This window comes from Blastopirellula sediminis, assembly GCF_020966755.1.
GTDB lineage: Bacteria > Planctomycetota > Planctomycetia > Pirellulales > Pirellulaceae > Blastopirellula > Blastopirellula sediminis.
On the sequence record NZ_JAJKFT010000010.1, the window covers coordinates 1,266,720 to 1,292,057 of the forward strand.

Here is a 25,338-nt window from a genome sequence, read left to right on the forward strand (position 1 = left end):
ACGCTTCGGCTTGTTTGCGTTTACCAGTCGAACTTAAGCGAATCGCATCGATCACCACCACGTCCAACTCGTGCTTTGTGATCCAATCACGGAGTTTTCCCAAGGTCTCGGGATCGGCTGGATCGTCGGTGGTGAGCATCCACATCAGATTGTTTCGACTTGGCGCCGCTTGCCGAGCTTCGCCCCACCGCTGCGTAAGATCGGTCAGCGCTCGCTGTTGATGGCTACTGCACGCGAAGCCGACTCGCAGTGGTTTTTCCGCGGCGAAATGACCGAGGAATTTGCCGCCGCTGGCGAGCGCCGCACAAAGATCTACCGCGAGCGAGCTCTTCAGTGTTTTGCTCGGGCCGACGAGGACCGCCGGTTCGTTACGCGTAAGAAAGTTGGCAATCAGCCACTCGCGCGGCTTCTGTTCGGCGAAGAGTTCTTCCGTGGTCAGCGTGCGAAACGAACTGCCGCCGCCCAATTCGAGTCGCACGATTTCGCCATCGGGCGGCAACTCGACCGGCTCCGGCGTCAGTCGTTTTCGTAAGGCCGCTGCGTAGTCGGCAATGTTGTTCATGTCGCCGCCGGAATGTATCACCGCTTGAATTAGCGCCGACGCGGTCAGCTTGTCGTAGCCGTAGGTGAGGAGGTCGGCGAGCAGCTGCTGGTCGTCTCGATCTTCGTCGCCAGTGAGGTGCAGACCGAGGAGGGCCGAGTAGATGTCGCGATGACATGGCACGCGAAAGACTTGCAGCGGGAGGGCGTCCTCGCTGAGCCGTTCGGGGTACATCATCATGCAGGCGAGCCATTGGGCTTCGATGAGCTCTTCGTGGGCCGCGGTGCTATCGGCCTGTTTGCTTGTCTTCTTTTGCTTCGCGCGCAGCAGGGCGCCGAGGCGCCGAATTCGGGCCTTTCGCATTTGGCGTTTTCCTCAAACAAGCGCGCACGGCCATCCCGGCGAGAGTTTCGCGCTTTGGAAAAAAGAGGCCTCGGTCCGATCTCGAGGCGGAGAGAAAAAGGGACGCTGGGCGGTTGATCAGACGCCCGCATCTTGAGGGGTGTAGTATACAAAACGCCAGTGCGTTTTGCAAGTGAGAAAGTTGCTCTGGGTAGGGTGCGTCGGGACGCACCAAGAGGCGCCGAACGATGTCGATTTGTCATCGCGTGGTAACGCAACGGCGTCGCAGAGTTGCGTTGCCACGCGAGGTGCGAAACCGGCGGTGCGGCAGGTTCGTGGTGCGTCCAGACGCACCCAACCTGGACTTGCGGCCGCATACCCTCGGCTTGCGCCTTGGGCTAGTGTTTTGCTTCTTGTCCGCTTTCGGCTCTCCGCTTTCCGCTGTTCTTTGCGGCCGCATTTCCCTCGCTTGCGCTTCGGGCTACTATTGGGCGCGGCGGGCTAGTGAAGCGTGTGGCTTAGCGGCGTTTCAGGTTGGTGACGTACTTGCCGGGGGCGACGTCGTCGCGGGTATAGCTAACGTCGTCGATGATCGTGCCTTGCGGGTCGACCAGGCGGAGTTCGTCGCCGCTGTTGCTGAGCCAGCTTTGGCCGGGGTTGTGAATCGTGATCACCGAGCAGGGAGGGATCTCGCCGGAAAGTTTGATTTCGCCTCCATCGTCATCTAGCAGTTTCCAACCGTCGAGCGAGAGGGCGCGGGTCGAACTGCTGGCCAGCACGACCGCCTCTTTGCCGTCGTCTTGCGAGTAAGGATCGGGGAGAACGGCGAGGATCTGCAAGTCGGTCGACTTTTGGGGGCTGGGCCGCGGCATTTGCGGAGCGACCGACGCGGCCGGCGGAGCGCCTCCGTCGTCGTCATCGGCGCCGACCAGGATCTGGAACGAAATCAGATAATGGTCCGAGAGTTTGCGCTCGTAGTCGCGACTATTCTTGGCGGTGTGAACGACCTCGCGCGAGTTGGCGAACTCTTTTTGATCTTTGGGAACGAAGACGCGATCAAACGGGGCGTCTTTGACGTGGGTGTTTTGATCTTCCGCGTTCAGATCGCGGAAGCCGGCCCCGACGAATTTCTTTTCTCCTTCTTCTTTGGCCGACAGCATGTTGGTGTCGCCGATCAGGATGATGTCGTCGTCGCCGAACGTCTTCTTAATTTTGGGAAGCTCGACGATCAGGGCGCTCGCTTCGGCGGCGCGATGTTTGGCCATCTCGCTGGTCGAAGAACCGTAGTTCGATTTCATGTGGAGCGGGATGATGACGAAGTCGGTCTTCCCTTCGCCGGCCGAGAACTTCGCCGCGTGCGGTTGCCGATCCCATGTGTAGTAGTTGTCGCCGAGCAGATCGACCGGCTCGATCCGCATCGCGCCGCCGACCCGTTTGACGCGCGCTTCATTCCAAGCGACGCCGGTCAGTTGCGCTTCGGCGTAGACGTCCCGTTTGGGGAAGAGTTCGTACTTCCAATCGTTCCCTTTGCGGCGATTCAAGAGGGCGACGACTTGATCGAGCGTCTTGTTGCCGAGCCGGTCATGCTCGGGGTAATCGTCACAAATCTCTTGAAGTGCTAGCACGTCGACGCCGGCAGTTTCGATCTCGGCGGCGAGGTCTTCCGGTTTCTGCGGCGGCGAATTGCGCATTTCCGGCTTGCCGAGCCATTCAATGTTCCAGGAGCCGACTTGAATAATATCGGCGGCGGCCGGCGTGCAAGCGCCAGTGCACAAAAGACTTAGGGCAATTAGCAGGGAACTGATCCGCATTCGGCATCCTTTGGCAGTTTTTTAAACCCGCAACTTAACGTAATAGGGATCGCACGATCTATTAGATTGTACGAAACTCTACCATTAAGCCTGGGTTAAATCCGAGTCATTGCATTTTCTACGGTTTTCTCCGTTGCGGCCTACGGTTTGACCCGTAGAATAAATGGGCCATTGGACTAAGTGAGGGGCAAGCACGATATGCCAAGACCAAAGCAGACGACGCCTACAGCGGGTGAGCTGGAGGTGCTGAAGATTCTCTGGGATCGCGGACCGTCTACCGTTCGGGACGTGATGAACGAACTGAATCAAACTCGACCGCGGGCTTACACGTCGGTCATGAGTTTGATGAACGTGATGGCCGACAAAGGTCTGCTGTTACGCAAGCCGGAAGGGCGCGCATTTATCTACGAGGCGAAGCGGACTCGTGATAAAACGTTGGGAGGCATTCTGCACGACGTGCTCGGTCGTGCGTTCGGCGGATCGGCCAGCAGCCTGGTCGCCCACTTGTTGGAAGAATCGAAACCTTCGAGTGAAGAGCTGGACGCGATTCGACGCACCTTGGAGCAGTACGAAGATACCGACCAGGCGCCAGGAGATGGTTAATGTTTTGGGAGCCTCTCTCCAACCCGATTTATTTTCAGCTGACGATGGCGCTGGTTCACTTTGTGTGGCAAGGGGCGCTCATCTGGCTGGTCTGGGTCGCGGTAATGCGATTTTCGACCCGGCCCGAGACGCGCTATAACGCCGGGGTCGCCGCCCTGGCGGTGATGCTCGCATGTCCCTTTGTGACCGCGTGCGTCTCTCCGCAGCAATCGCCGGCCGTCAGCGAAGAACCGGCCGTCGCCGAAGTGGCCGAAGTGATTGACGAGACCGGTCTGCTCACCGCTGCGGCGGTCGAAGAGGTCGCGACGACGGTCGAGGCCGATTCGTCGCTGGGAGTCGATCTGATCTACCAGTTTCAGCCGATCCTGCTGTTCGTCTGGCTGTTGGGAATCGTCCTGTTCGGCGGACGCTTGCTGGTCGCGTATGCGGCGACCGTTTGGCTGCGGAGCGAAGGCTCGCGGCTGGAGCGTTCGATTCAAAACATCGCCGATCAGATCAGTCGCCGCATGGAATTCATCGTTACGCCGGCGATCGGCGTCAGCTCGCGAATTGGCGAAGCGATGACGGTCGGCGTGCTGCAGCCGATGATCCTGTTGCCGACCGCGTGGCTGACCGAGCTGTCGCCGGACGTGTTGGAAGCGGTGATCGCGCATGAGCTGGCGCATGTTCGCCGCGGCGATCTGTGGGTCAACGCAGCGCAGCGCGTGATCGAAACGTTGTTCTTCTATCATCCGGCGGTTTGGTATATCTCGCGGCAAGTTCGCGTCGAACGCGAATTCTGCTGCGATGAGCTGGCGATCCTCGCCACCGGCCGCCGCGTGCAATACGCCCAATCATTAGAACTTGTCGCACGTCGGCAATTTGAACCCGCCGCCGCCGTGCTCGCCGCCCCATTCTTAGGAGATCGCACGATGAATCTGTTGAAGCGCGTTCGGCATGCGCTGGGCATTCCGCTCGGCCGTGAATCAGGCCGATTGCTGCCGGTCGGTTTGGCTTTGTTGGTCGTCCCGGTCGGCCTGTGGGTCGCCGTTGCGATGCTCTCTTCTCCTCGCGTGATGGCCGAAGACGAAGCGGCCGCGCCCCGCGAAGGAGAACGTCCTCGTGATGGAGGCGAATTTGGTTTTGGACCTCCCGCCCATGGCGATCGCGACTTCGTTCGTCCGCCGCGCCGCGAAGGAGATCGAGATTTCTACACCGGCGCGCCGCGTCGTGAAGGAGAGGCTGGAATGCCGCCGCGTCGGGAAGGAGACTTTGGTCCCCCGCCGCGCCGTGAAGGCGATTTCGGACCGCCGCCGCGTCGCGAAGGAGAGGGAGACCGTCCCGCTCGTCGTGAAGGCGATATGGCGCCCCGATCGCAGCAAGAGATGATTCATCTGCTGCGGGAAGAGATGCAGATGCTTCGCGTTCACATGGAACGTCTGCAACGTCGCATCAACGAACTGGAAGGGGTTCCGATGCGTGAAGGGGATCGTCCCCGTCCAGAAGGTCTGCGCGGCGGCGATCGCCCACGTCCGGAAGGCATGCGTGAAGGAGATCGCCCGCGTCCGGAAGGTGCGCGTGAAGGGGATCGCCCGCGTCCGGAAGGTGCGCGTGACGGAGATCGCCCGCGTCCGGAAGGTGCGCGTGATGGCGACCGTCCGCGTCCGGAAGGTGCGCGTGAAGGGGATCGCCCGCGTCCGGAAGGTGCGCGTGACGGAGATCGTCCGCGTCCGGAAGGTGCGCGTGAAGGGGATCGCCCGCGTCCGGAAGGTGCGCGTGAAGGGGATCGTCCGCGTCCGGAAGGTGCGCGTGACAGTGATCGTCCGCGTCCGGAAGGTCCTCGTGAAGGGGATGCGGCGCCGGCCCCACGGTTGGACGCTGAGTAAATCGTCGTCCATGAAGACGATGGAAATTCACCGTAGCCGAGTGCAGTTTGCCTCGGCTTTTTTCGTGCGCTGATTAGTGGCGACGAAAGCTTGATAGCAATCGATTCTAAAGAGAAATTAAGGACGATACGCAACTCTCTTCGCGAAACTTTCTCGGCCGCGCCTGGTTAGATCGATTACAAGGCGGATATCTACGGAAGAGGAAGGAGCCCTGGCGATCGCTCGATTGTCGCCACGATGCGGCTCCCGCTTACCGGTCCGCGCGAAGCGTTTTTGAACCTGGTTGCGCGGTTCAAGATTTATCACTGGAGTTGAGTTAGTTATGGATTGGTACGTGCGAATCGCCCCTCTGTCGCGTCATGCGATCGCCGCTGGGGCCTGTCTGTTCGGCACGCTTGGTTTGTCGTCTTTGGCGCTGGCCGATGAAGCCCCCGTCGCTCCGCTGACGGCCGAAGAGCTGATGCTGCAAGACTATCAAGTCGACTTCAAGCCGCCGGCTCGCGGCGAGAAGGAACATGGGGACAAAGAGAAAGGTGAACATCGCGGTCACGGCAAGCCCGGCGATCGCGGCCCGCGCAGCGAACATGGCGACAAGGGCAAAGACAAAGACAAAGCGGAGCATCGCGGCGGCCCAGGCGGTCATGGCATGCATGGCCCGCGCGGCGAACATGGCGATAAAGCGAAAGGCCATGGCGAACATCGTGGTCCCGGTCGCGGCGGCATGGCGACGCATCGCGGCTTCGGCCCGATGAAGGGTGGCCCGGCTTGGGGCGGTCATGGACGCGGCCATGGCATGGCGATGGGTCGCGGTTTCGGCCCGATGCACGGCGGCCCAATGCATGGTCGTCAAATGCACGGCGGTCCGGGACGTGGCGGCTTTGGCCCTGGTCACGGCATGGCGATGCACCGCGGCTTTGGCCCGATGAAAGGTGGCCCGGCTTGGGGCGGTCATGGCATGGCGATGGGTCGCGGTTTCGGCCCGATGCATGGCGGCCAGATGCACGGTCGTCAAATGCACGGCGGTCCGGGACGGGGCGGCTTTGGCCCTGGTCACGGCATGGCGATGCACCGCGGCTTTGGCCCGATGCATGGTGGACCGGGACGCGGCGGTTTCGGCCCGGGTCATGGCAAGCCGGAAATGAAGAAGTCGGACGAAGCGAAGAAACCGGAACGCGCTGTGCCGGAAATGCCGGAAGGTATTAAGGAACCGGCCGTGGCGATCCGTCGCTTGATGGCGGAGAACGCTTCGCTGAAGCAAAAGGTCGCTCGCCTCGAAAACGCGCTGAAGTCGGACAAGAAGCCGGAAGCGAAAAAGGAAGAGCCGAAGAAAGACGAACCGAAGAAGGATGGCCCCGGTCGTCCCGACTTCACCGGTCCTCGCGGTCCGATGATGCGAGGCGGTTTCGGCGGCGGCTTCCCAGGTCGCGGCTTTGAAGGAATGGATGGCCAGCGTGGCCCGATCGCTCGTGGTCCTCGCGACGGCGAACGTCCGGAAGCTGGTCCCCGTGGCCCGCGTGACGGCGAACGCCCGGAAGCTGGTCCTCGTGGTCCGCGTGACGGCGAACGTCCGGAAGCTGGTCCTCGTGGCCCGCGTGACGGCGAACGTCCGGAAGCTGGCCCTCGTGGCCCGCGTGACGGCGAAGGTCGTCAGCGTGGCGGAGAACGTCGCACCGAAGTCGAAGGTCAAACCCGCGAAGGTTTCGTCCTCGACACCAACGGCGACGGCATCAACGACGCTCCGGCCGCCGAGCCGCAAATCGCCGCGGTCGACGCCGAATAGTCGCTGACCTGCGAACAGAAAAACTGTCCTGGCCCGTGATGGGATCCGACGAAGCCGAGCGACGCGTTGCTCGGCTTCGTTTATTTCTTGCTACTCGTTTTCGTCCTCTTCCAACTCTTCCTCGTCGTCGTCGGAAGCGGTCAGCGAGGTTTGCCACGGATCGATCTGATCGTGGAGATGTTCGATGTCGAGCGTCTTTTGCGGAATGAAGAGGGCTTCCTGCTCTTCGTCGTCGCCGCCGAAGTGCCGACGTCGTTCGATCTTCATCACTTCCGCTTCCAGCGCGACCAGCCACGCCGGAACGTCGAGACCGACGCCGCTCGGCTCTTCGACCAGGACGTCCGCTTCTTTGCGGAGCAGTTCAAACGCGGTGTGGGAATCGCCGCCCGCTTCTTCCATCGCCTGTTCGACCAGCGAGCAGACCCGATCGACCGCCAACGGCTGCAAAAAGCGTTGATGGATGCGGTCGGCGATCGTCGGCATTCGCATCGAGTACTTCTGTTGCAGTTCGCCGAGCTGAGCGACGAACTTGTTCGCTTCGTCCCCAATCCGTTCGGCGAGCGCGCGACGCCAGAGCTGGGCCGCTTCGGCATGTCCGCGGCGAACGAGAATCTCATGCGCCAAGACGACCGGCTTCAGGTTCCACTCAATCCGCTCGTACATCGTTTGCAGGCGGAGGAAGTCGAGGAACATGTACAGGAGTTCGCCGCGATCGCTTTGCGTAGTGGTGCTGTTGTAGTCGCGGTATTCGGGGTAGTTCTCCAGCACCGCTTCCAGCGTCATCGTGATGCATTCGACGGCGCGGCGATGATCGCGTTCGTCTTGGATCGCCGTGACGAAGGCGGGCCATTCTTCCTCCGGCATTTCGCTCCGGATCCGTTCGATCCAGACGTTGACCCCTTGGTGCAGGATCGAGCGAATGTTGCCGCGGTTGAAGAAGTACTGCGTGAAGAGATCGCCGCCGTAGTTCTCGATAAACGTTTTGATCTGCGTCCAGCGCGGTTCGTCTTGGAACTTCTCGACCGCCGATAGCCGCAACGTCCGGCTATGGTGGAGCCAGACGATCAGCATGTGTTGCGTGATCTGCTCCAGGCACTCGACCAGTTCGGTCTCGACGGTCCGCGTCTTCTTTTCGCTCTTGGAGCCTGCCTTCCATTGCTTCGACGAGTCGGAAAGGGCGCTCACCAGCGACGTGTAGGCGGTTTCAAACAGCGAATCGAACTCGGTCACGGCGCTCGGGCCGACCGGGTTGTCCCGTTCCATCGCTCGGGCCGTTTCGAGCAGTTGTCGCGAGCGCTCGAACAAGCCGAGTCGCGGCAGCCAGGCGAGCAGTTCCCGAATGGCGCCTTGGCGAACGCGAGCGGCGACGATCTGTCCCGGCGCTCCCCCTTTGCCGATCGGGATGTAGAGGAGCGGCTTGGAGGTGAGGGCTTCGATGAATTCGTACCAGGGGTCGCCGTTCTCGCCAACGCGGTCGGCCAACAGCGACGTCAGGACGAGCACTCCTTGGCGATGTTCGTCGGCCAGTTCCGGCGGCAATTGCTGCCCGAAGGTAATCTCGGCTTGCGACGTTCCTTCCATGCTCCGCATGGCGGCCGCTTCCAGCAGTCGCGCGGAGGAGGCGGCGGCGGCGGCGGTGATGATCGTCCGTTCCAGCACGAACTCTTTGATCGCCCGCTGACGGTCGAAGTCGACCATCGATTGATGATCGCCGGCAGGGCGGGGGAGTTGGTATTTGTGGACCGACGCGAGCAATTGCAACAGGCCGCCCAGATTCGAGACGGACCGCTCGCGCATTTCGATCAGGCGTTCGCCAACTTGCTGGCTCGGCGGTTGCGACGCCGCTTCCATCGCGGTCAGGCGCCAAAGCCGCGCGATGCATTCCAGGAAGAGGAGCCGCAAATTGACGCGGCGCGATTCGGCGTGCAGCTCTTCTTTGCTTTCCTGGGCGGCCGAGTCGCCCCCTTGGACGTCTCCCTCGACTCCATCGTCGGTGCTGTCGACGTAGGTCACTTCTTCGTAGGCGGCGCCGTACAGATCTTCGTCATCGCCATGCGGTTCGGCGAAGAGAGCGGCCAGGTCGTTGCCGTTGCCGTTCTGCTTGCCGGAGAGCCACGACGGCGGACTCCAATAGGCGCCGGCGTTCGCTTCCAGGAAGTCGAGCATGCGGCAAGCGAGCGCCCACCGCTTCTCCGGCGAAGTCTCGGTGCCGCGCATCCGCCGCATCCACTCGCGGGCCAGCGGAAAGAAGGAGGCCTCGCCGAGTTGCAGCGGGACGTGATCGGCTCGTTCGAGCCAGTGAATCAGCAGCGAAAGAGCCGCGACAAAGTCGTTTCGCTCCAGCAGCGCTTCGATCACCAGCGCGTACGCTTTCGGCGAGTCGAACATCGCCGCGTGGGGCGCCCAGAAACCGACGTCGCCGGTCGCGGCGCCACCTTGGTGCCAAAGTCGCAAGGCCGACGCGACGTGCTGAGCGGCGTCGAACGCTTCGGCGGCGTTGATCGCTTCGACCGCCGAAACTTCGTGCGCGGCGAATTTTCCCCACCACTCCGAAAAGGTCGAGAACCGCTTCTCGATCTGGGCGGCGGCGTCGGCGTCGTTGATCGCCGCCGCTTCGCTCCAGATGCGAGACATCAGGTTCATGATGATTTCGATCATCTGCAACAGGTCGTCGACGCGATGATCGCGGACGCTGTTTTCGATCGATGGGAAGAGGCTGAACTGCGCCTCGAAGCCGAGGATGTTCCACGGATCGACCAAAGCGCCGCAGGCGATGCCGCGATGAAGTCGGTCGATGATCTTGTCGACGTATTCAATCGCCGGCGCGAGTTCGCGGCGATCGACCGCTTGATTCGAGAGGGTGACGAAACAGACGATCCGGCAGCTCATGCGGGCCGAAGCGGTCGGTACGACGTCGACCTGGTTGCCGGCCTCTTCGGGATAACCCATCCGCGCGAAGAGTTGGGCCAGGTGGACGTGCGCCAGTTGGCGAGCGCGGCGTTGGCTGAGGACGCCGTTGAGATGTTGGCGGGCGGCGCCGAACGGTTGCCGGCGAACGATCGCCTCTTGCTGGAGACGCTCGCCATGTTCGCCGGGGATCTTGTTGACCAGTTCGGCATAGAACCGATCACGGTAGCTGGCGATCTGCGGCAACAACTTGGCGAGGGTGATGTCGGAAGCGTACGAATCGGGTCCGCGGCCCGAGATCCCGGCGCCCATCAGGATTACGCCGGCCAAGACGGCGGCCGCTTCGACTTCCAACTCTTCGAGCGGGGCTTCCTGACCTTCTTCGACCCGTCGCATGAGGGCGTCGAGCGTCACTTGCTGCACGATGAAGCGGCGGTAGCGTCCCGAGGTGTCGATGTGGTCGGGATCCCATTGGCCGAACTGGTAGTTCGGTCGTTTGTTGACCGGATGGTCGAAGTCGTAGGCGCGAGGATCGAACGCCAGCTCTTCCAACATGTCGGGATCGAAGCAGGCGTCCTGCAGAATGTCGGGGCTGGTCGCTTGGATCAGCTCGAGCGCCTTGGTCGTCACGCGGTAATAGCGACCGATCGAGACGCCGGCGCCGGCCAGGAAGATCGGGACCGGGCGACAATACTCATGATCGTAAGGACGCATCCGCCGCGATTGGAGAGCGGCGATCGGACGGTGGCCGATGTAGTCGTTCAGTTGGTTGATCGCGCCAGCGCGAACGCGTTCCACTTCGTCCCACGGTCCCCCTTGCTGCAAGGTCGCCTCGGCGGCGCGGACCAGGAAGAAGGGGAGGAAGATCGCTTCGTCGACCTGGTGGAACAGGAGGTCGCGATGGAACTCGAGGTAGCCCGGTAAAACGTTGCCAAATAAGCAATTAAGAACGCCGGACGCCTGTTCGGCGTCGGCGAAAGCGGGAGAATTGCCGGCTAGACGGGACAGTTCTTCCCGCAACAGATCGCCCAAGCGAGCCCAAGTGGGGCGCGAGCGAGGTTCTCCTGGCGCCACGGCGGCGAACAACTCGTTCAGCGCGGCAGCGAATTTCGGATCGTAGGCGCCGGAAGAGAAGTTGAGATAGCCCAGCGTTTTTTCGATTTGAGTCGAGAATTGGCTCAACGAGGGCATGAGGTTCCGTTCTGGTCTGGACCGGCGTACAAGGCTATTTCGTGCGGGGAATCGCACAGGAGGTGGGCGCCCAATTGGCGCCAAAACGGCTTTTCGAGCCGTAAACCCTTCATCCTAGGAAGACCCAGGCAGATGGTCTAGGCGACAGACAATCCGCGTAGGCGGGGCGGCAGTTCGTAACTGCTTGAAAATTCAGGACTTGTAGGCGTTTCGCCCACCTCCCACTCTAGAGAACGAGGTGAAAAGTTGGCTCCTTTTCCGTGACTTAACTACCCTATATTTCACACTTTATCCGCGCTTCGCCTGGGAGCGTTGACTATGATAGAGACTGCTTTTCCCAACTCTCGATCTGACGTTCTCGACTCACTTCTGAGGATTTCGATGACGCTCCGTTTTTCCCGCAATATCGCCGTTCTCCTTCTGATGCTGACGATCTCGTCCGCCGCGCTGGCCCAAGGTCGCGCCGTGCTCGACGACGCTCGACTCCAGCAATTGGGGCTGCAAAAGACCTGGTCGACGCAACTGCCGATCGGGGCCCAAGGCGCCAAGCTCAGTTCGCTCTCTCAGGCGATCAGCCCGGACGACATGCAGACCATCTTCGAGGTGGTCTATCAGGGGCGTTCGACGATGTTCTCGTCACGCGATCTGAATCCATTCGGCAAGCCGCTCGGCGACGAAGGCGCCAAAGCGAAGGCCGATCAATTCATCGCGCGGTTGGATCAGACGAAGGAAAAGCCGGAACTGATCGAACACCATGTTCCGCAGGTCCTGTTTCTCGCTCAAAGCACTTCCGGCGTGCTGACCGCGCTGGATGGTCAGACGGGACGCAAGCTCTGGTCGCAGTTGCCGGGTCAGCCGTTCTATCCGTCGCAGAAAGCTTCGGCCGACGCGAAGTACGTTGCGACGGTCAATGGACTGACGCTGTACGTGCTGCATCGTGAAAACGGCGAGCTCTACTGGAAACGTAATCTGAGCAGCGCTCCGACCACCGGCGCCGTGATCGGCGAAGGTCACATCTACGCGCCGCTGATGAACGGCATCGTCGAAATCTTCGACCTGAACGACGCGACGAAGCCGGTCGGCCGCTTCCAGTCGTACGGCCAGATTTTCGCCAACCCGACGATCACCGAAGCGACGGTCATGTGGCCGACCAATCGTGGTTTCGTCTATGCCGGCAATTCGTTTGACGACAAGTTCCGCTACCGGATCGAAGCGACCGGCGAAGTGATCGCGTCGACGACCCATCTGGCGCCGAGCCTGAACTTCTTCGCCACGACCAGCGGCTACGTCTACTGCATCTATCAACGGGACGGCCGCATCGAATGGCGTCGTTCGTTCGGCGAGCCGATCATCGATTCGGTCCCGGCCATTGATAAAACGGCTTTCATCATTTTGCAACGCGGCGGCATGCATGCGGTCGACGCCTATACCGGCGAAGAAAAATGGTACGTCCCCGGCGTGCGTCAGTTCCTGTCGGCCAGCTCCGAATACATTTACGTGCTCGACAACAATCAGCGTCTACTCAAGCTGGAACTCGCGACCGGGGCCTTGATGGGGCAGTTGAGCGTCCGCGAATTCAATTACTTCTACAGCAATCTGGAAACCGATCGCATCATTCTCGGCACCTTGTCAGGCGTCCTCTACGTCTTGCAGGAGACCGGCAAGGAATTCCCGGCCGTTCATATCCCGATGAAGACCGGCGAAGAAGAAGCGGCCCAACCGGAAGACGAAGAGAAGAAGCCGGAGAAGCCGATGGAAGAAACGACCAAGCCGGCCGACAGCGATCCCTTTGGGGGCGGAGCCGATCCGTTTGGCGGCGGCAATCCGTTCGGCGGCGGAGCCGGTGGAAACAACGATTCCAACGATGCCGGCGGAAGCGATCCGTTTGGCGGCGGCGGGAGCAATCCGTTCGGCGGCGCGATGGATAACCCGTTCGGAAACTAACGCACAACTTTGGGGCGGCGCGAAGCGACAGCCATGTTGCGACGAGCTGCCCCAATCGGACAGAAACGCCGGCCAGCATGCCGGCGTTTTTCGTTTCTTGACCGCTTAGGAAATAGTACACGGAGGCCACGGCAGGAGCCGCGGATGAACGCGGTAAGAAAGGGGAACGGTTCAGCATAGCGCTTCCGCTTGAGCCATGACTGGCGAGGGGGCGAAATGCTCGTTCATTTTTCTCTTTTTCCAGCGTTCCCTTCTTTCGGCCGCATTCCCTTGCTTGCGCTGCGGGCTAGTGATTTGCTTCTTGGCCGCTTTTGGTTTTCCGCCATTCGCCTTTCTTCCTGCCGCATTTCCCTCGCTTGCGCTTCGGGCTACTATTGCGCGCCGCGCTCTCTTTCTCTTACCGTGTTCATCCGCGGTTCTTGCCGTGGCGTCCGTGTTCCATTCTCCTCGAATCGCATCCCGATTTTCGCCAATCTCGACGCCTGGCCGGCGAATACCCATTTGTAGCAATACGAAGCGGAGAGCCTCTTTCTTGTTGCTGATGCGAAAGGAGCCGCCGGTGCGAAATCAGATGATCTGTCTCGCAAGTCTCGTCATCCTGTCAGGCGTCGTCGGGACGACGGCGGCCAAGAACGTGACGCTACGCCCGCGAGTGAGCCAACCGCGGCGGCTGCCGCTCTACTGCAACTGCAATCCTGGCCGCGATGCGGCGGCGATCGACATTTTCACTCCTTGTCGGTCGGCCCAGCCGATCGATCAGCCCAACCGGAAGCAATTGGCGATCAAGGCGAAGCGGGAACTGCTGAAGGTGGCGATCTCGTTTGAGCGATATCGGATCGCGCAGCGCAAGTTTCCGCTGAAGCTGCATGACCAGGTCGAGATGCTCGCGATCCGCTCATCGGACGCGACCTGGAGCATCCGCGACGTCGACTATTCGAAGTGGCTCACTTCGGCGGTCGACGACTGTCGCGTTTGACGCGCGAAGACGACGTCGATCTCGGCGAGCTTCCGCTTCGGCTTGGATCGCGGCGTCTGGTTCCGGCGCCAAAGCGACTGCAACACGGAGAACCGGCTCTGCTTCTTGCGATGGATTTCTTTTAATGTCGTGACCAGGCGAGAGATACGCGAGGAGGCTGGCTGAATCTCGCGGAATTCAATGAATTGGCGGGACAAGGGGAAGAGTTCCTTCGGCGAGATGGATGAGAGGAGGAAGTTCTTATTTAAGCGTCAAATCTGCCAACGACTATCCCCGAAACGGGCGATATTCGAGAACCCGCCAAAAAATCGAGGAATGCAGTTTGCTAGCGATAGGATAAGTCGCGTTCGATGGAATGTTCGCTGTGAAAGTAATTGCCAAGTCGCTCAGCAAAACGAACGGACGCTTCGCGCGCCATTGCCGCCGAACTCCGCGCCGGACCGCCGCTGTTTCTTCGGAAAGAGGGGTGGTCCTCTCTTCTTGGACTACTCGTCCGGAGTCGCGGTCTCTTCCGCCGATTCGACTGGCGCTTCGGGGGTGGAGGCTTCTTTTAAGGTCGTCGCATCTTCCTCGCTGAGTGGTTCTTCTTCAACGGGCGCGGTCGCATCGCCGTCAGCGTCGGCTGGTTGATTCAAGGGGAAGAAATCGGCGAGCGATTTTTTCGGCATGGGGATGCGAATGACGAAATCCCCTTTCTTCCAATCGCTGACCGGGGATCCGGTGATCCACTCGCCGGCGACGATTTCTCCATCATGCGAGTTCCCGCCGTTGTCGATCCGATCGCGGGAGACGCTATAGACCAAGAATCCTGGCGGACGCTTTTGGTAACGCAACTGCGCTGGGGAATAGGGATCCTTGAGGAGCGCCGGATCGATCCGATTTTCGAGCGGCGCCAGGGTATCAGGATAGTCGCCCTTTTCCAGCTTGTACTTTTCCAGGGCGACCGCTACGCGGGTCATCTGCATCTGCAAGTTGAGCCGCTCTTCGGCCCAGACCGCCTGGGTGACGGCCGGCAGCAGCAGTCCGGCCAAGACCTGAGCGATCAGTTCGCCGCGGGCCGTTTGATTGAAGATGGCGCCGGCGATGTTGCCGGCGGTGACGGCGCCTTGCGTTTCGGCCTGGAGATCGATTTCCAATTGCTCCATCGCCTTTTGGCGTTCCTCGAGATCGTCGATCTCGGCGGTCGCGGCGATGCGATCGTACCAGACGTTGAGTCGAGCGAGCATCGCGTTGCGATCGAAGGGGGCGTAAGTTAGCGTGCCAACCGCAGCGTCGTTGCCTCCTCCCAGCATTTCTTGGGCGTCGACCTTATGCGTGCTGAAGGCGATCGCCGCGTCGAGCCCCGCGATGCGCTCCATTGTGTCGATCGACGGCGCCATTTCGTCATACGGCTGGAGACCGGCGAGGTATTTTTCAATCTCATCCAACAGCGCCGCGTCGCACTCTTCGCTGCTGAGCAAAACCATCAATTGTTGAATCGCCATCCCGCGGATCGCGTTGCAAACGAGCAGTTCGATCAAGAAGCCGGGCTGCGAGTAACAGTTGCTGAGCCGGAACGAGGTCTTAATGTCTTCCCAAGCGTCGTACGGACGATTTTCGCCGATCGCCAACATCGCGCGGACCGAAAGCGAGCGAGCCGCGTCCCGCTGATGCTGGACCGTCGGCAAGAGGGAGGCGAACAGATAATCGTTTTTGTGATCAAGCAGGCTGGGAGAAGGGAGATAGAACTTCGGGCGATCGTTCATCTCGTGCAGCTTGGCGAAGTGGGGCTGCTGCTCATCGAGCCAATCGGCGACCGCCGGCAGTTGATCGCGGGTCCAGGGAGTGTTGTGGGCCGCGGAAATGATTTCGTGGACTTCCGGCTGCGCGAGCGGTTGCGGCGGTGCAGTCCCCGTCTGCGGCGCCATCTTGCCAAGTTGTTCGCCGACGAGCGAGCGTAGCTGTTCGTTGTAGAGCGATTTCATCCCGTCGACCGGCGGCATCGGCATTTGCAATTCGTCGCAGACAAGCGGCTGGTGTTCGGGGGAAAGCTCGCACGGCCAGGTCGCTTGCAGGAACGGAATCGCGGCGTTCTCCTCTGGCGAGACGTTCTTGCCCTGCATGTTGAGAATCGCCTGCGGGTAGTCCACCAGACCGTCGGATCGGAGCGGTTCGGTTAAAAACGTCGTCTGCTTCGAGACGATGATCGGTCCCGATGGTCCCACGACGATCCAGACCAGCAACAAGACGACCAGCAGCGCGACGACGCCAAAGATCCAAAAGTAAATCGTCGACTTTTTCATGAGGGCACGCGGTGGGGAAGAGAGGGGCACGAGGGGTCTAGCGCGATTCTAACAGCGCAGCGGCGAGCGGGCCAACGTTTGGCGACGACTGCGGGCTATTGGTTCTCGTCCGCAAGATCCGCGTTGAATTTTTCGAGGAGCTCAAGAATCGACTTTTTGGGGAGCGGAAACCGCAGCACCAGATCGCCGTCCGGATAAGAGGCGGGGCCGTCTTCCGAGAGCCATTCCCCACCGACGATATCGCCGTAGGCGGAAGTGCCGCCGTCGTCGACGCGATCGATGAACAGCGTGTAGAGCAGATAGCCAGGCGCACGCCGCTCGTAGCGAAGTTGGGCGGCGGCGTAAGGATCTTTCAAAAGCGCTCGATTGACCGAGTCGGCCAGCTCGTCGAGCGACTCCGGATAGTCGCCGCTTTGGAGCTTCCACTTTTCTAACTCCACCGCGACGCGCAGCAACTGGACTCGGACGTTGACCCGTTCTTCTGGGGTTCCGACTAGCATGACGGCCGGCATCAGCAACGCGCACAAGAGCTGCGAGATCGCTTCGCCGCGCGCTTTCTGGCTGAAGATGGCGCCGGCCAGGTTGCCGGGCGTTTTGAAATTCTCGGCCATCGTTTCGAGATCTTGTTGGACCTGATCGGTCGCTTTTTTTCGTTCTTCCAGATCTTCGATGGCGAGCGCGGCGGTCATGCGGTCGTACAACTCGTTGATGCGAATCAGCATGATGTTGCGATCAAAGGGAACCTTGGCGAGCGACGCCATGGCGCCATCATCATTGATGAGCTCACTGGCCGCTCCGGCATCGGTGCTGATCATGATCGCCGCGTCGAGTCCCATGTATCGCTCGGTCGTGTCCAGCGCACGGGCCATATCGTTCATCGGCGGAAGCTTGGCGAGGTAGTCGTCAATTTCGTCGAGCAGTTGGGAGTCGCACTGGCCGCTGTCGAGGAGCTCGGCCAGCGCGCTACACGCGACTTCGCGCAGCGCGATGCTGACGAGGAGTTCCACGATCATCCCGGGCCGGTTGTGCCGATCGCTGAGAGTGAAGGCCGTTTTGATGTCGTCCCACGCCTCGCGCGGTTGGTTTTCGCCGATCCGCAACTTCGCCCTGGCGATCAAAACCCGTTGTGCGTCACGCTGCGACTGGACCGTATCAAGGGATAGCATCAACAGCAGCCCCTGCTTCGGCTGCAACAACGAAGGAGAGGGGAGAAAGTACTTGGGGCGATCGTTCATCTCGTGCAGCTTGGCGAGATGAGGAGCCTGTTCGTCGAGCCAATCGGCGAGCGGCGGAAGTTGTTCGCGCGTCCAGGGATGAGAGTAGGCCTGGGTGATGACGTCCAGCGCATTTTCGTTGGCGAAAGGCTCGATCGTGCCGGCTTTGATTTCGGCGGCGAATTGCTGATTGAGCCACGTGACGATCCGCTCTTGACTGGCGTCCCCATAGATCGAGGACATCCCAAAAGACTCTGGCATCGGCATCTGCACCGCGTCGCAAACAATCGGTTGGTCCTCGGGAGCGAGCCCGGCTGGCCAAGTCGCCTGAAGATACGGAATCGCGGCGTTCTCTTCCGGGGTAACCCCTTTCCCCTGCATCTCGACGAGCGCTTGTTCGTAGTCGACCAGTCCATTGGATCGGAGCGGCTCGGTCAGATGGGTCGTTTGCTTGGAAACGACAATCGGACCGGAAGGCCCGGCGATGAACCAGACCAGCACGCAGATCACTACCAAAACGGTACCGCCGATGATCGACAGATAGAGCGTCGTCTTTTTCATGCGATGCAAATGAGAAGGAGACCGAGAAAAGGCGTTCAGCGCGATTCTAAACGGCGAGTCGCCGGCACGGCAACGTTTTGCCCAAGAAGATCGCCAAAAAACTGGGGGAGTCCTTACGGCCACATTTCCCGCAGTTCCGCTTCCAGCTGCGACTTGAAGTTCGAAGTCGGAGTCGCCAGGTAGATGTCCAGGTTCGGCGTCGTTTGTCGCGGCGGCATGAACGACAGGGGTTCTTCCGGCCGTTCGCCGTGCAGATCGTCGGTCTGGTTTTCAAACAGACTATACAGCAGATAGCCGTTGGCGAAGCGATGATAGCGGAGCGAATCGTCGGTGAACGGATCGCCGGTCAGTTGCGGATCGATCGCCGGATGGAGCGCCGGCGGATAGTCTCCGTGTTGCAGACGATGTCGCTGGAGCCGGATCGCGACGCGGAGCAACTGGAGACTCGTGTTGGCGCGCGATTCGCCGATGCACAACTGCATGATCGACGGCAGCAGGACGTAGGTCGCGTTGTCGGCCGCGCGTTTTCCTTCCGCGGAAAACTGCACCGTGCTCATCAGATCGCCGACCAACGTGCGAGGCCCCGTGGCGGAGGAAAGTTCGTCGTACATTTCTTTCAGCGCCGCATGGCGCTGGGTCGTACTGGAATGCGACAGGATCTCGGTTATCCGATCGAAGTTTTTGTTCAGACGTACCGCCAGGGCGGTCGAATCGACCGACGGGATGTCGACTTCGCCGCTGGGCGAGTCGGCGCCGCTGCGCAGCGCCGTATCGAGCGATACCAAACGTTCGTAATTCGAGACCGCATCGGCGATCAAATCGAACGGCGCCATTTCATCGAGGCTCGTTTCGATCTCATTCAACAGCGCGGCGTCGCATTGGCCGCTGGCGAGTAGCGCGTGCGTCACGGAAATCGCTCGCTCAAAGACGGTGAACGAAGCGTTGAGTTCAATCAGCGACGGCATCTCCGGGTGAATGCGACCGAGCTCAAAAATAATGGAGGCGTCGCGCCACGCCGCTTCCGGCTGATCATGCCCTACATGGTACATTGCCCGGATCGAAAGGGCTTCGGCCGCGATTCGCAGCTGTTGACTGGCCGGGATCCGAGTCGACGCCAATTCGATCCGCGGATAGTCGATCATCAGGACCATCGGGAAATAGAAGCTCGTCTTGCCGCGAATCTCATGCAACCGATCGATATGGGGCGATTGCTCTTCGACCCAAGCGGCGAGGGGAGGAAACTGCTCGTCACGCCACGGCGCGTCGGCGGCGACCATCGTCAGATTGCGGATGCGCATCGTGAAAGGGATGTTGGACGCATCCTCGGCGATCATCTTATCGATGATCCACTGTCGAAACGGTTGCTCGCATTCGGCGTGGTACGGCATCCGCAGCCCGTTCGCGTCCGGCATGTCGAACTCCATTTCGCGACAAATGGAATTCCATTGATTGGGGGGCATGTCGCAAGGCCAGGTCGCTTGCAGAAAGGGAATCGCCGCGTTGTTTTCCGGCGTCACCAACTCTTTGCGCTTCAGCAAGACCGCCAGCGCGTAGTTGACGCGACCGTCAGGGAGGAGCGGTTCGGTCAGAAAGGTCGTCTCGCGCGAAACTGGAACCTGGGCGCCCGATTTCCAACCAAACCAGCTAGCCAACCCAATCGCCGTTACGGCGACAAGCCCATAGATAAAGCAGGGTGGAGATGGTGATCTTGCGTTCATTCATCGATTCCTCTGGTTCCGAGAAGCGAAGAAGAGACGTCTTGGATCATCGCCAACGAGCTGGCGTAAATCGCTTGGATCTCGTCAACAAGACGCGATCAACGCGAAGGTTGTTCGCCGCTGTCATCATGTTCTTGTCCCCGATTCCACAGAATTTGACAAGCGACCGGTCAAAACATGTTCGCTATTGATGAGACGATGCTTAAGCGAGGGGGGATTCGAAGAGGGGTAAGAAACGTGTCGAACCATACTGCTGCGCTAGTAACCGCAGCGGTGCACTAGAGAATTGCTGCGGTAAATGGGCGTTCCTAATCTCTAGCTTGCGGCGTTAGCTCGATCCGTCGAGAGATTTCGATGGAACGAAGAAACGATTCGTCATGACTGACTACAAGCAGTGCGCCGTCGTACGCGCGCAAACCGGCCTCGATCGCAGCGATGGATTCGAGATCCAAATGATTGGTCGGCTCGTCCAGAATCAGCAGCGGCACAGGAGCGGCGCCGCCAAGCACGCAGGCCAGCGCGGCTCGTAAAAGTTGCCCGCCGCTAAGCGTGCCGGCGATCTGCAGAGCGGCATCCGCGCGAAATTGAAACTTGGCGAGCGCCGCACGGCTTTCGTTTTCCGTCGCCTGTGGATTAATCCGTAGAAAATTGTCACGGATCGAGAGCGTGCGATCGAGAAGGCTCCCATGTTGATCGAGCGTCGCCGCTGGCGTCATTCGTCGTACGGCGCCTTGTTGCGGTTCCACTGTTCCTGCGATTAACGCCAGCAACGTCGTTTTGCCGCAGCCATTGGGACCGGTCACGGCGACTCGCTCGGGGCCAATGATCTCGAAGGTCAAGTCGCGGATCACGGGAGGGTTGGTTTCGTAAGCGAAAGAGACTCGCTCGACCTTCAGAACGAGTTTGGCGGAGGGAAGCTGAGTTGACGCGAGATTGACTTGAAGCGTCTGCAATCGTTCGATCTGCTGACTTGCGACTGCGGCCGCCGTTTCGGCTTCTTCCTTGCGCTGTTGATGAATTCGAGCGCTAGTGCCGCTGGTCTTTTCGCTCTGGTCCTTTCTGGCGCCAAGCAATATCCGCGGAACGCCCCCTTGCGCAGCGGAACGTTTGCCGGCGCTATTGCGTCGCGCTTGGCGCTCGGCGGAGGCCTGCTCTCGTTTGGCGATGTCCGCGGCTTGCTTTTCGGCATGGGCCAGATCTTGTTCGGCGGCGGCAAGCTCTTGCGATTTTCGCTCGCGATAGAAACTCCACGGGCCGCCATAGCGCGCAGCGCCCAACGCAGTCAGCTCGACGATCGCATCCATCGTCTCCAGCAACTCGCGATCATGACTAACGACGATCGCGCCGCCGCGCCAATCGGATAGTAGTTGGCTAACGGCGGCGCGACCGTCGCGATCCAAATTGTTGGTCGGTTCGTCCAGCAGCAGAAAGTCAGGCTCGGCGAAGATCAGGGCGGCGAGTCTCGCCCGCGTTTGTTGTCCGCCAGAGAGAGAAGTGAGCGTCGTCTCGGCGGGAACGTCGAGGCCGACGCGCTGAAGGGCGACGTCGATCTGCGTCAGCAACATCCAGTCAGCGTTCGCCAGGTCCGATTCGGAGCCGGCGCCTTGTTCAATCCGGATCAGCGCCGCGAGTTCAGCGGCAATCCCAAATAGATCGGCGATCGTTTCGCCTGGCGTCGGACTGACCGCTTGGCGCAGCATACGAATGCGGCCGGAAGCCGCGACATTGCCCGCAGTCGGTGCAAGTTCGCCAGCGATTAGTTTCAGCAGCGTCGTTTTGCCGACGCCGTTACGCCCAACCAGGCCAACTTTTTCTGGGCCGAAATGGAAGTTGAGATTGGCGAACAGCGAGCGGCTATCAGGCGTCGACCACGCGAGATCGTGGAGCGAGATGGAAGCGGGCATGCGGAAATCCTGCGGCGGAATATGCGTTGACGGTCATCGCGATGAACAATTCCGACAGCAGGTACATGTCTGATTCCTTGAGTTGGGGATTCGATGGACGCTAGGACAAGCGGAGCGTTATAGAGGTTCGCGCTGATTTGGACGAACGTTGACGGGGGCGCCATGGCCACGGCGCCCATTAATTGCCCCAACGAAAAAGGCCCTCCTAGCCGAAGCTAGCAGGGCCTTGTTTTCAATTTTGAAAATGATCGCTTAGCTGCCGCGCATCTTGCGGAAACGATCTTGCAGCGACAGGACGTTCATCTCGCCGTTGCGGAGCGCTTCCATCGCTTTGGCGGCCGCTTCGGCTGCCTGGATGGTGGTGATGCACGGGACGCCATGTTGCACGGCGGCGGCGCGGATGCGACCTTCGTCGGTACGAGCTCCCTTACCGCTGGGCGTATTCATCACCAGCGAAACGGCGCCGTCGATCAGCAGGTCGATCAGGTTCGGATGCCCTTCGGCCAGCTTCTTGATCTGTTCGACTTGCAGACCTTCTTCGCGGAGACGCTTGGCGGTTCCTTCGGTGCAAACCAGTTGGAAGCCGAGCGAGTCGAGTCGCCGCGCGATCTCGACGATGTGCTCTTTGTGCCGCGGCGAAACGCTGAGGAAGATCTTGCCGTCTTCCGGCTGCGGCAACAACACGCCGGCTGCGAGCTGGCTCTTGGCGAAGGCGATCGAGAAGCGTTCGCTGATCCCCATCACTTCGCCGGTCGAACGCATTTCGGGACCGAGGACGATGTCGACGCCGCTGAACTTGCGGAACGGGAAGACCGATTCCTTGATCGAGACGTGCGCCGGGATCGGCTCGGTGGTGACTCCCAGTTCGGGCAGCGTCATGCCGGTCATCACCTTGGCGGCGACCTTGGCGACTTGCATGCCGGTCGCTTTGGCGACGAACGGAACGGTGCGGCTGGCGCGGGGGTTCACTTCCAGCACGTAGACGTTCATCTTGCCGTCTTCCTGCTTGACCGCGAACTGCACGTTCATCAGCCCGATCACCTTCAGCTTGAGCGCCATGGCGATGGTCGCTTCGCGAATTTCTTTCACGACCGGACCCGGCAAGCTGTAAGGAGGAATCGCACAAGCCGAGTCGCCGGAGTGGACGCCCGCTTCTTCGATATGTTCCATCACGCCGGCGACGACGACGTTCTCGCCGTCGCAGATGCAGTCGACGTCGACTTCGGTCGCATCTTCCAGGAAGCGGTCGATCAGCACCGGCTGACCTTGCGCGACGAGGAACGCTTCGGCGACAAACCGCTCGAACTGCTTGTCGTCATAGCAGATTTCCATCGCGCGGCCGCCGAGCACGAAGCTGGGACGAACCAACGACGGATAACCGACCTTGGCCGACTCGGCGCGCGCCTGGGTCATGTTCCGTGCGATCGCATTGGCCGGCTGCTTCAAACCTAGTTGATGGAGCAACTGTTGGAACTTCTCGCGATCTTCGGCCGCTTCGATCGTGTCGACGCTGGTGCCGATGATCGGCACGCCGGCGGTCGCCAAAGCGCGGGCCAGGTTCAGCGGCGTCTGACCGCCAAACTGCACGATCACGCCGTCGGGCTGCACCTTGTCGCAGATGTTCAGCACGTCTTCGGTCGTCAGCGGCTCGAAGAAGAGGAGGTCGCTGGTGTCGTAGTCGGTGCTGACCGTTTCCGGGTTGCTGTTGACCATGATCGATTCGATCCCCAGTTCGCGGAGTGCGAAGCTGGCGTGGCAGCAGCAGTAGTCGAACTCGATCCCCTGGCCGATGCGGTTGGGACCGCCGCCGAGAATCATCACTCGCTTCTTTTCCGGATTCTTGGCCGGCGTTTCGTCTTCGTCTTCGTAGGTCGAATAGAAGTACGGCGTGTAGGCTTCAAACTCGGCGGCGCAGGTATCGACCGACTTGTACGTGGCGACCACGCCCAATTCTTTGCGATACTTGCGAACTTCCAACTCGCTGCTGCTCAACAGCGTCGCAAGTTGGCGATCGGAGAAGCCGTACTGCTTCGCCTGCTTCATCTTCGGAGCGTCGACGGCGTCGAGCGAGCCGAGCGCGGCGAGTTCGTCTTCCAGCTCGACCAGCTGTTGCATCTGGTCGATGAACCACGGATCGATGAACGTCAGCTGGAAGATCTTTTCCAGCGACATGCCTGACTTGATCGCGTACCGCAGATACCAGGGGCGATCGGCGTTGGGGGTGCTGAGCTTGGCCCGGATTTCGTCGTCGGAAGGCTGCTCTTCGGTTCCCCAAAGGTCTTTGCCGTCGCAGCCGAAGCCGAAGCGTCCGACTTCGAGCCCGCGCAGCGCCTTCTGGAACGACTCTTTGAAGGTGCGGCCGATCGCCATCGTTTCGCCGACGCTCTTCATTTGCGTCGTCAGCGTGGCGTCCGCTTCGGGGAATTTCTCAAACGCGAACCGCGGAATCTTGGTGACGACGTAGTCGATCGTCGGCTCGAAGCAAGCGAGCGTCTCGCGGGTGATGTCGTTCGGCAGTTCGTGCAGGTGATAGCCGACCGCCAGCTTGGCGGCGATCTTGGCGATGGGGAAGCCGGTCGCCTTTGACGCGAGAGCCGAGCTGCGGCTGACGCGGGGATTCATTTCGATGACGATCATCCGGTCCGATCGCGGATCGACCGCGAACTGGATGTTCGAGCCGCCGGTTTCGACGCCGATTTCGCGGATGACGGCCAACGACGCGTCGCGCATCCGCTGGTATTCTTTGTCGCTGAGCGTTTGGGCCGGAGCGACGGTGATCGAGTCGCCGGTATGCACGCCGACCGGATCGAAGTTCTCGATCGTACAGATGATCACGACGTTGTCGGCGACGTCGCGCATCACTTCCATCTCGTATTCTTTCCAGCCGATCACCGACTCTTCGATCAACACTTCGCTGACCGGAGATTGATCAAGGCCGTTCCGCACGAGCGAGTCGAACTCTTCGCGGTTGTAGGCGATCGCCGAACCGGAACCCCCCATCGTGAAGCCGGGGCGAATCACCGCCGGCAGTCCGATCTGGTCGAGCACGGCGCGGGCTTCCTGGATCGTGTGAACCGTGCCGCCGCGGCAGACTTCGAGCCCAATCTTTTCCATCGCCGCTTTGAACTGCTCGCGTTCTTCGGCCTTGGCGATGACGGCGGCGTTGGCGCCGATCATTTCGACGCCGTACTTTGCGAGCACGCCGTGCTTGTCGAGATCCATCGCCAGGTTGAGCGCGGTCTGACCGCCAAGCGTCGGCAGCAGCGCGTCCGGACGTTCTTTGGCGATGATTTTTTCAACGACCTGCCAAGACAACGGTTCGATGTAGGTGCGATCGGCCATTTCCGGATCGGTCATGATCGTGGCCGGGTTGGAGTTCACCAACACAACCTCGTAACCTTCCTCCCGCAGCGCCTTGCACGCTTGAGTGCCGGAGTAGTCGAATTCGCAGGCCTGGCCGATAACAATCGGACCGGAACCAATGAGCAGGATTTTCTTGATGTCGTCGCGTCGCGGCACCGTCGTCCCAGTTCTGTTGAAAAAGACAAAGTGGGAAAGATCGCTCCACCCTCTGGGGGCGGTAGTTTGGGAGTAAAATCCCTCCAATTTAAACCCAGGAAAGAGCCGGGTACAAGCGGGAGGAGGAGGGGAATCTGTCGGGAATTCCCGCGAAGCGAAACTTCGCCTCCCAGCGACTCG

At 60.5% G+C, this 25,338-nt stretch carries 15 protein-coding genes; 6 read left to right on the forward strand and 9 right to left on the reverse strand.

Features of this window, described 5'->3' with window-relative positions; translation table 11 throughout:
- The coding region (locus LOC68_RS16865) for an AAA family ATPase (RefSeq protein ID WP_230220886.1) at positions 1–904 on the reverse strand (904 nt) is incomplete at its 3' end.
- 497 nt (positions 905–1,401) lie between these two features.
- A complete protein-coding gene (locus LOC68_RS16870) occupies positions 1,402–2,694 on the reverse strand; it encodes a lamin tail domain-containing protein (RefSeq protein ID WP_230220888.1) in 1,293 nt (430 codons plus the stop codon).
- 198 nt (positions 2,695–2,892) lie between these two features.
- Here LOC68_RS16870 and LOC68_RS16875 point away from each other — a divergent pair, with 198 nt between their 5' ends.
- From LOC68_RS16875 to LOC68_RS16885, 3 genes are all read left to right on the forward strand, one after another.
- On the forward strand, positions 2,893–3,297 hold the full coding sequence (locus tag LOC68_RS16875) for a BlaI/MecI/CopY family transcriptional regulator (RefSeq protein WP_230220890.1): 405 nt from the start codon (positions 2,893–2,895) through the stop codon (positions 3,295–3,297).
- Positions 3,297–5,162, forward strand: a complete 1,866-nt coding sequence (locus LOC68_RS16880; protein WP_230220892.1) for a M56 family metallopeptidase — start codon at positions 3,297–3,299, stop codon at positions 5,160–5,162. Before LOC68_RS16875 ends, LOC68_RS16880 begins: the two co-directional genes overlap by 1 nt.
- Positions 5,163–5,496: 334 nt before the next feature.
- Positions 5,497–6,942 (forward strand): hypothetical protein, encoded by a 1,446-nt coding sequence (locus LOC68_RS16885; RefSeq protein WP_230220894.1) that lies wholly within the window; start codon positions 5,497–5,499, stop codon positions 6,940–6,942.
- A gap of 90 nt (positions 6,943–7,032) precedes the next feature.
- Here LOC68_RS16885 and LOC68_RS16890 read toward each other — a convergent pair whose 3' ends face one another.
- The gene (locus LOC68_RS16890) at positions 7,033–11,040 is read right to left on the reverse strand and encodes a hypothetical protein (protein WP_230220895.1); all 4,008 of its coding nucleotides are present in this window, start codon (positions 11,038–11,040) and stop codon (positions 7,033–7,035) included.
- A 381-nt stretch (positions 11,041–11,421) separates the two neighbouring features.
- On the opposite strand from LOC68_RS16890, the gene LOC68_RS16895 reads away from it, so the two are divergent.
- The 3 genes from LOC68_RS16895 (at position 11,422) to LOC68_RS16905 (ending at position 13,960) form a co-directional block, all read left to right on the forward strand.
- Entirely contained in the window at positions 11,422–12,984 is a 1,563-nt protein-coding gene (locus LOC68_RS16895) for an outer membrane protein assembly factor BamB family protein (RefSeq protein WP_230220897.1), read from the forward strand.
- A gap of 216 nt (positions 12,985–13,200) precedes the next feature.
- Entirely contained in the window at positions 13,201–13,491 is a 291-nt protein-coding gene (locus LOC68_RS16900) for a hypothetical protein (RefSeq protein WP_230220899.1), read from the forward strand.
- A gap of 52 nt (positions 13,492–13,543) precedes the next feature.
- Positions 13,544–13,960 (forward strand): hypothetical protein, encoded by a 417-nt coding sequence (locus tag LOC68_RS16905; RefSeq protein ID WP_230220901.1) that lies wholly within the window; start codon positions 13,544–13,546, stop codon positions 13,958–13,960.
- Here the strand turns inward: LOC68_RS16905 and LOC68_RS16910 are convergent.
- From LOC68_RS16910 to carB, 6 genes are all read right to left on the reverse strand, one after another.
- A complete protein-coding gene (locus tag LOC68_RS16910) occupies positions 13,915–14,157 on the reverse strand; it encodes a hypothetical protein (RefSeq protein ID WP_230220903.1) in 243 nt (80 codons plus the stop codon). The genes LOC68_RS16905 and LOC68_RS16910 overlap by 46 nt on opposite strands.
- Before the next feature lie 288 nt (positions 14,158–14,445).
- A complete protein-coding gene (locus tag LOC68_RS16915) occupies positions 14,446–16,242 on the reverse strand; it encodes a hypothetical protein (RefSeq protein ID WP_230220904.1) in 1,797 nt (598 codons plus the stop codon).
- 95 nt (positions 16,243–16,337) lie between these two features.
- Positions 16,338–18,017: a hypothetical protein gene (locus LOC68_RS16920; protein ID WP_230220906.1), complete on the reverse strand. Its 1,680-nt coding sequence runs from the start codon at positions 18,015–18,017 to the stop codon at positions 16,338–16,340.
- A 113-nt stretch (positions 18,018–18,130) separates the two neighbouring features.
- Complete coding sequence (locus LOC68_RS16925) at positions 18,131–19,735, reverse strand: hypothetical protein (RefSeq protein ID WP_230220908.1); 1,605 nt, start codon at positions 19,733–19,735, stop codon at positions 18,131–18,133.
- A 308-nt stretch (positions 19,736–20,043) separates the two neighbouring features.
- On the reverse strand, positions 20,044–21,639 hold the full coding sequence (locus LOC68_RS16930; protein ID WP_230220910.1) for an ABC-F family ATP-binding cassette domain-containing protein: 1,596 nt from the start codon (positions 21,637–21,639) through the stop codon (positions 20,044–20,046).
- Between the two features lie 252 nt (positions 21,640–21,891).
- Positions 21,892–25,158 carry a carbamoyl-phosphate synthase large subunit gene (carB, locus tag LOC68_RS16935; protein WP_230220912.1) on the reverse strand — a complete coding sequence of 1,089 codons (3,267 nt, stop codon included), beginning with the start codon at positions 25,156–25,158 and terminating at the stop codon, positions 21,892–21,894.
- Positions 25,159–25,338: the final 180 nt, after the last annotated feature.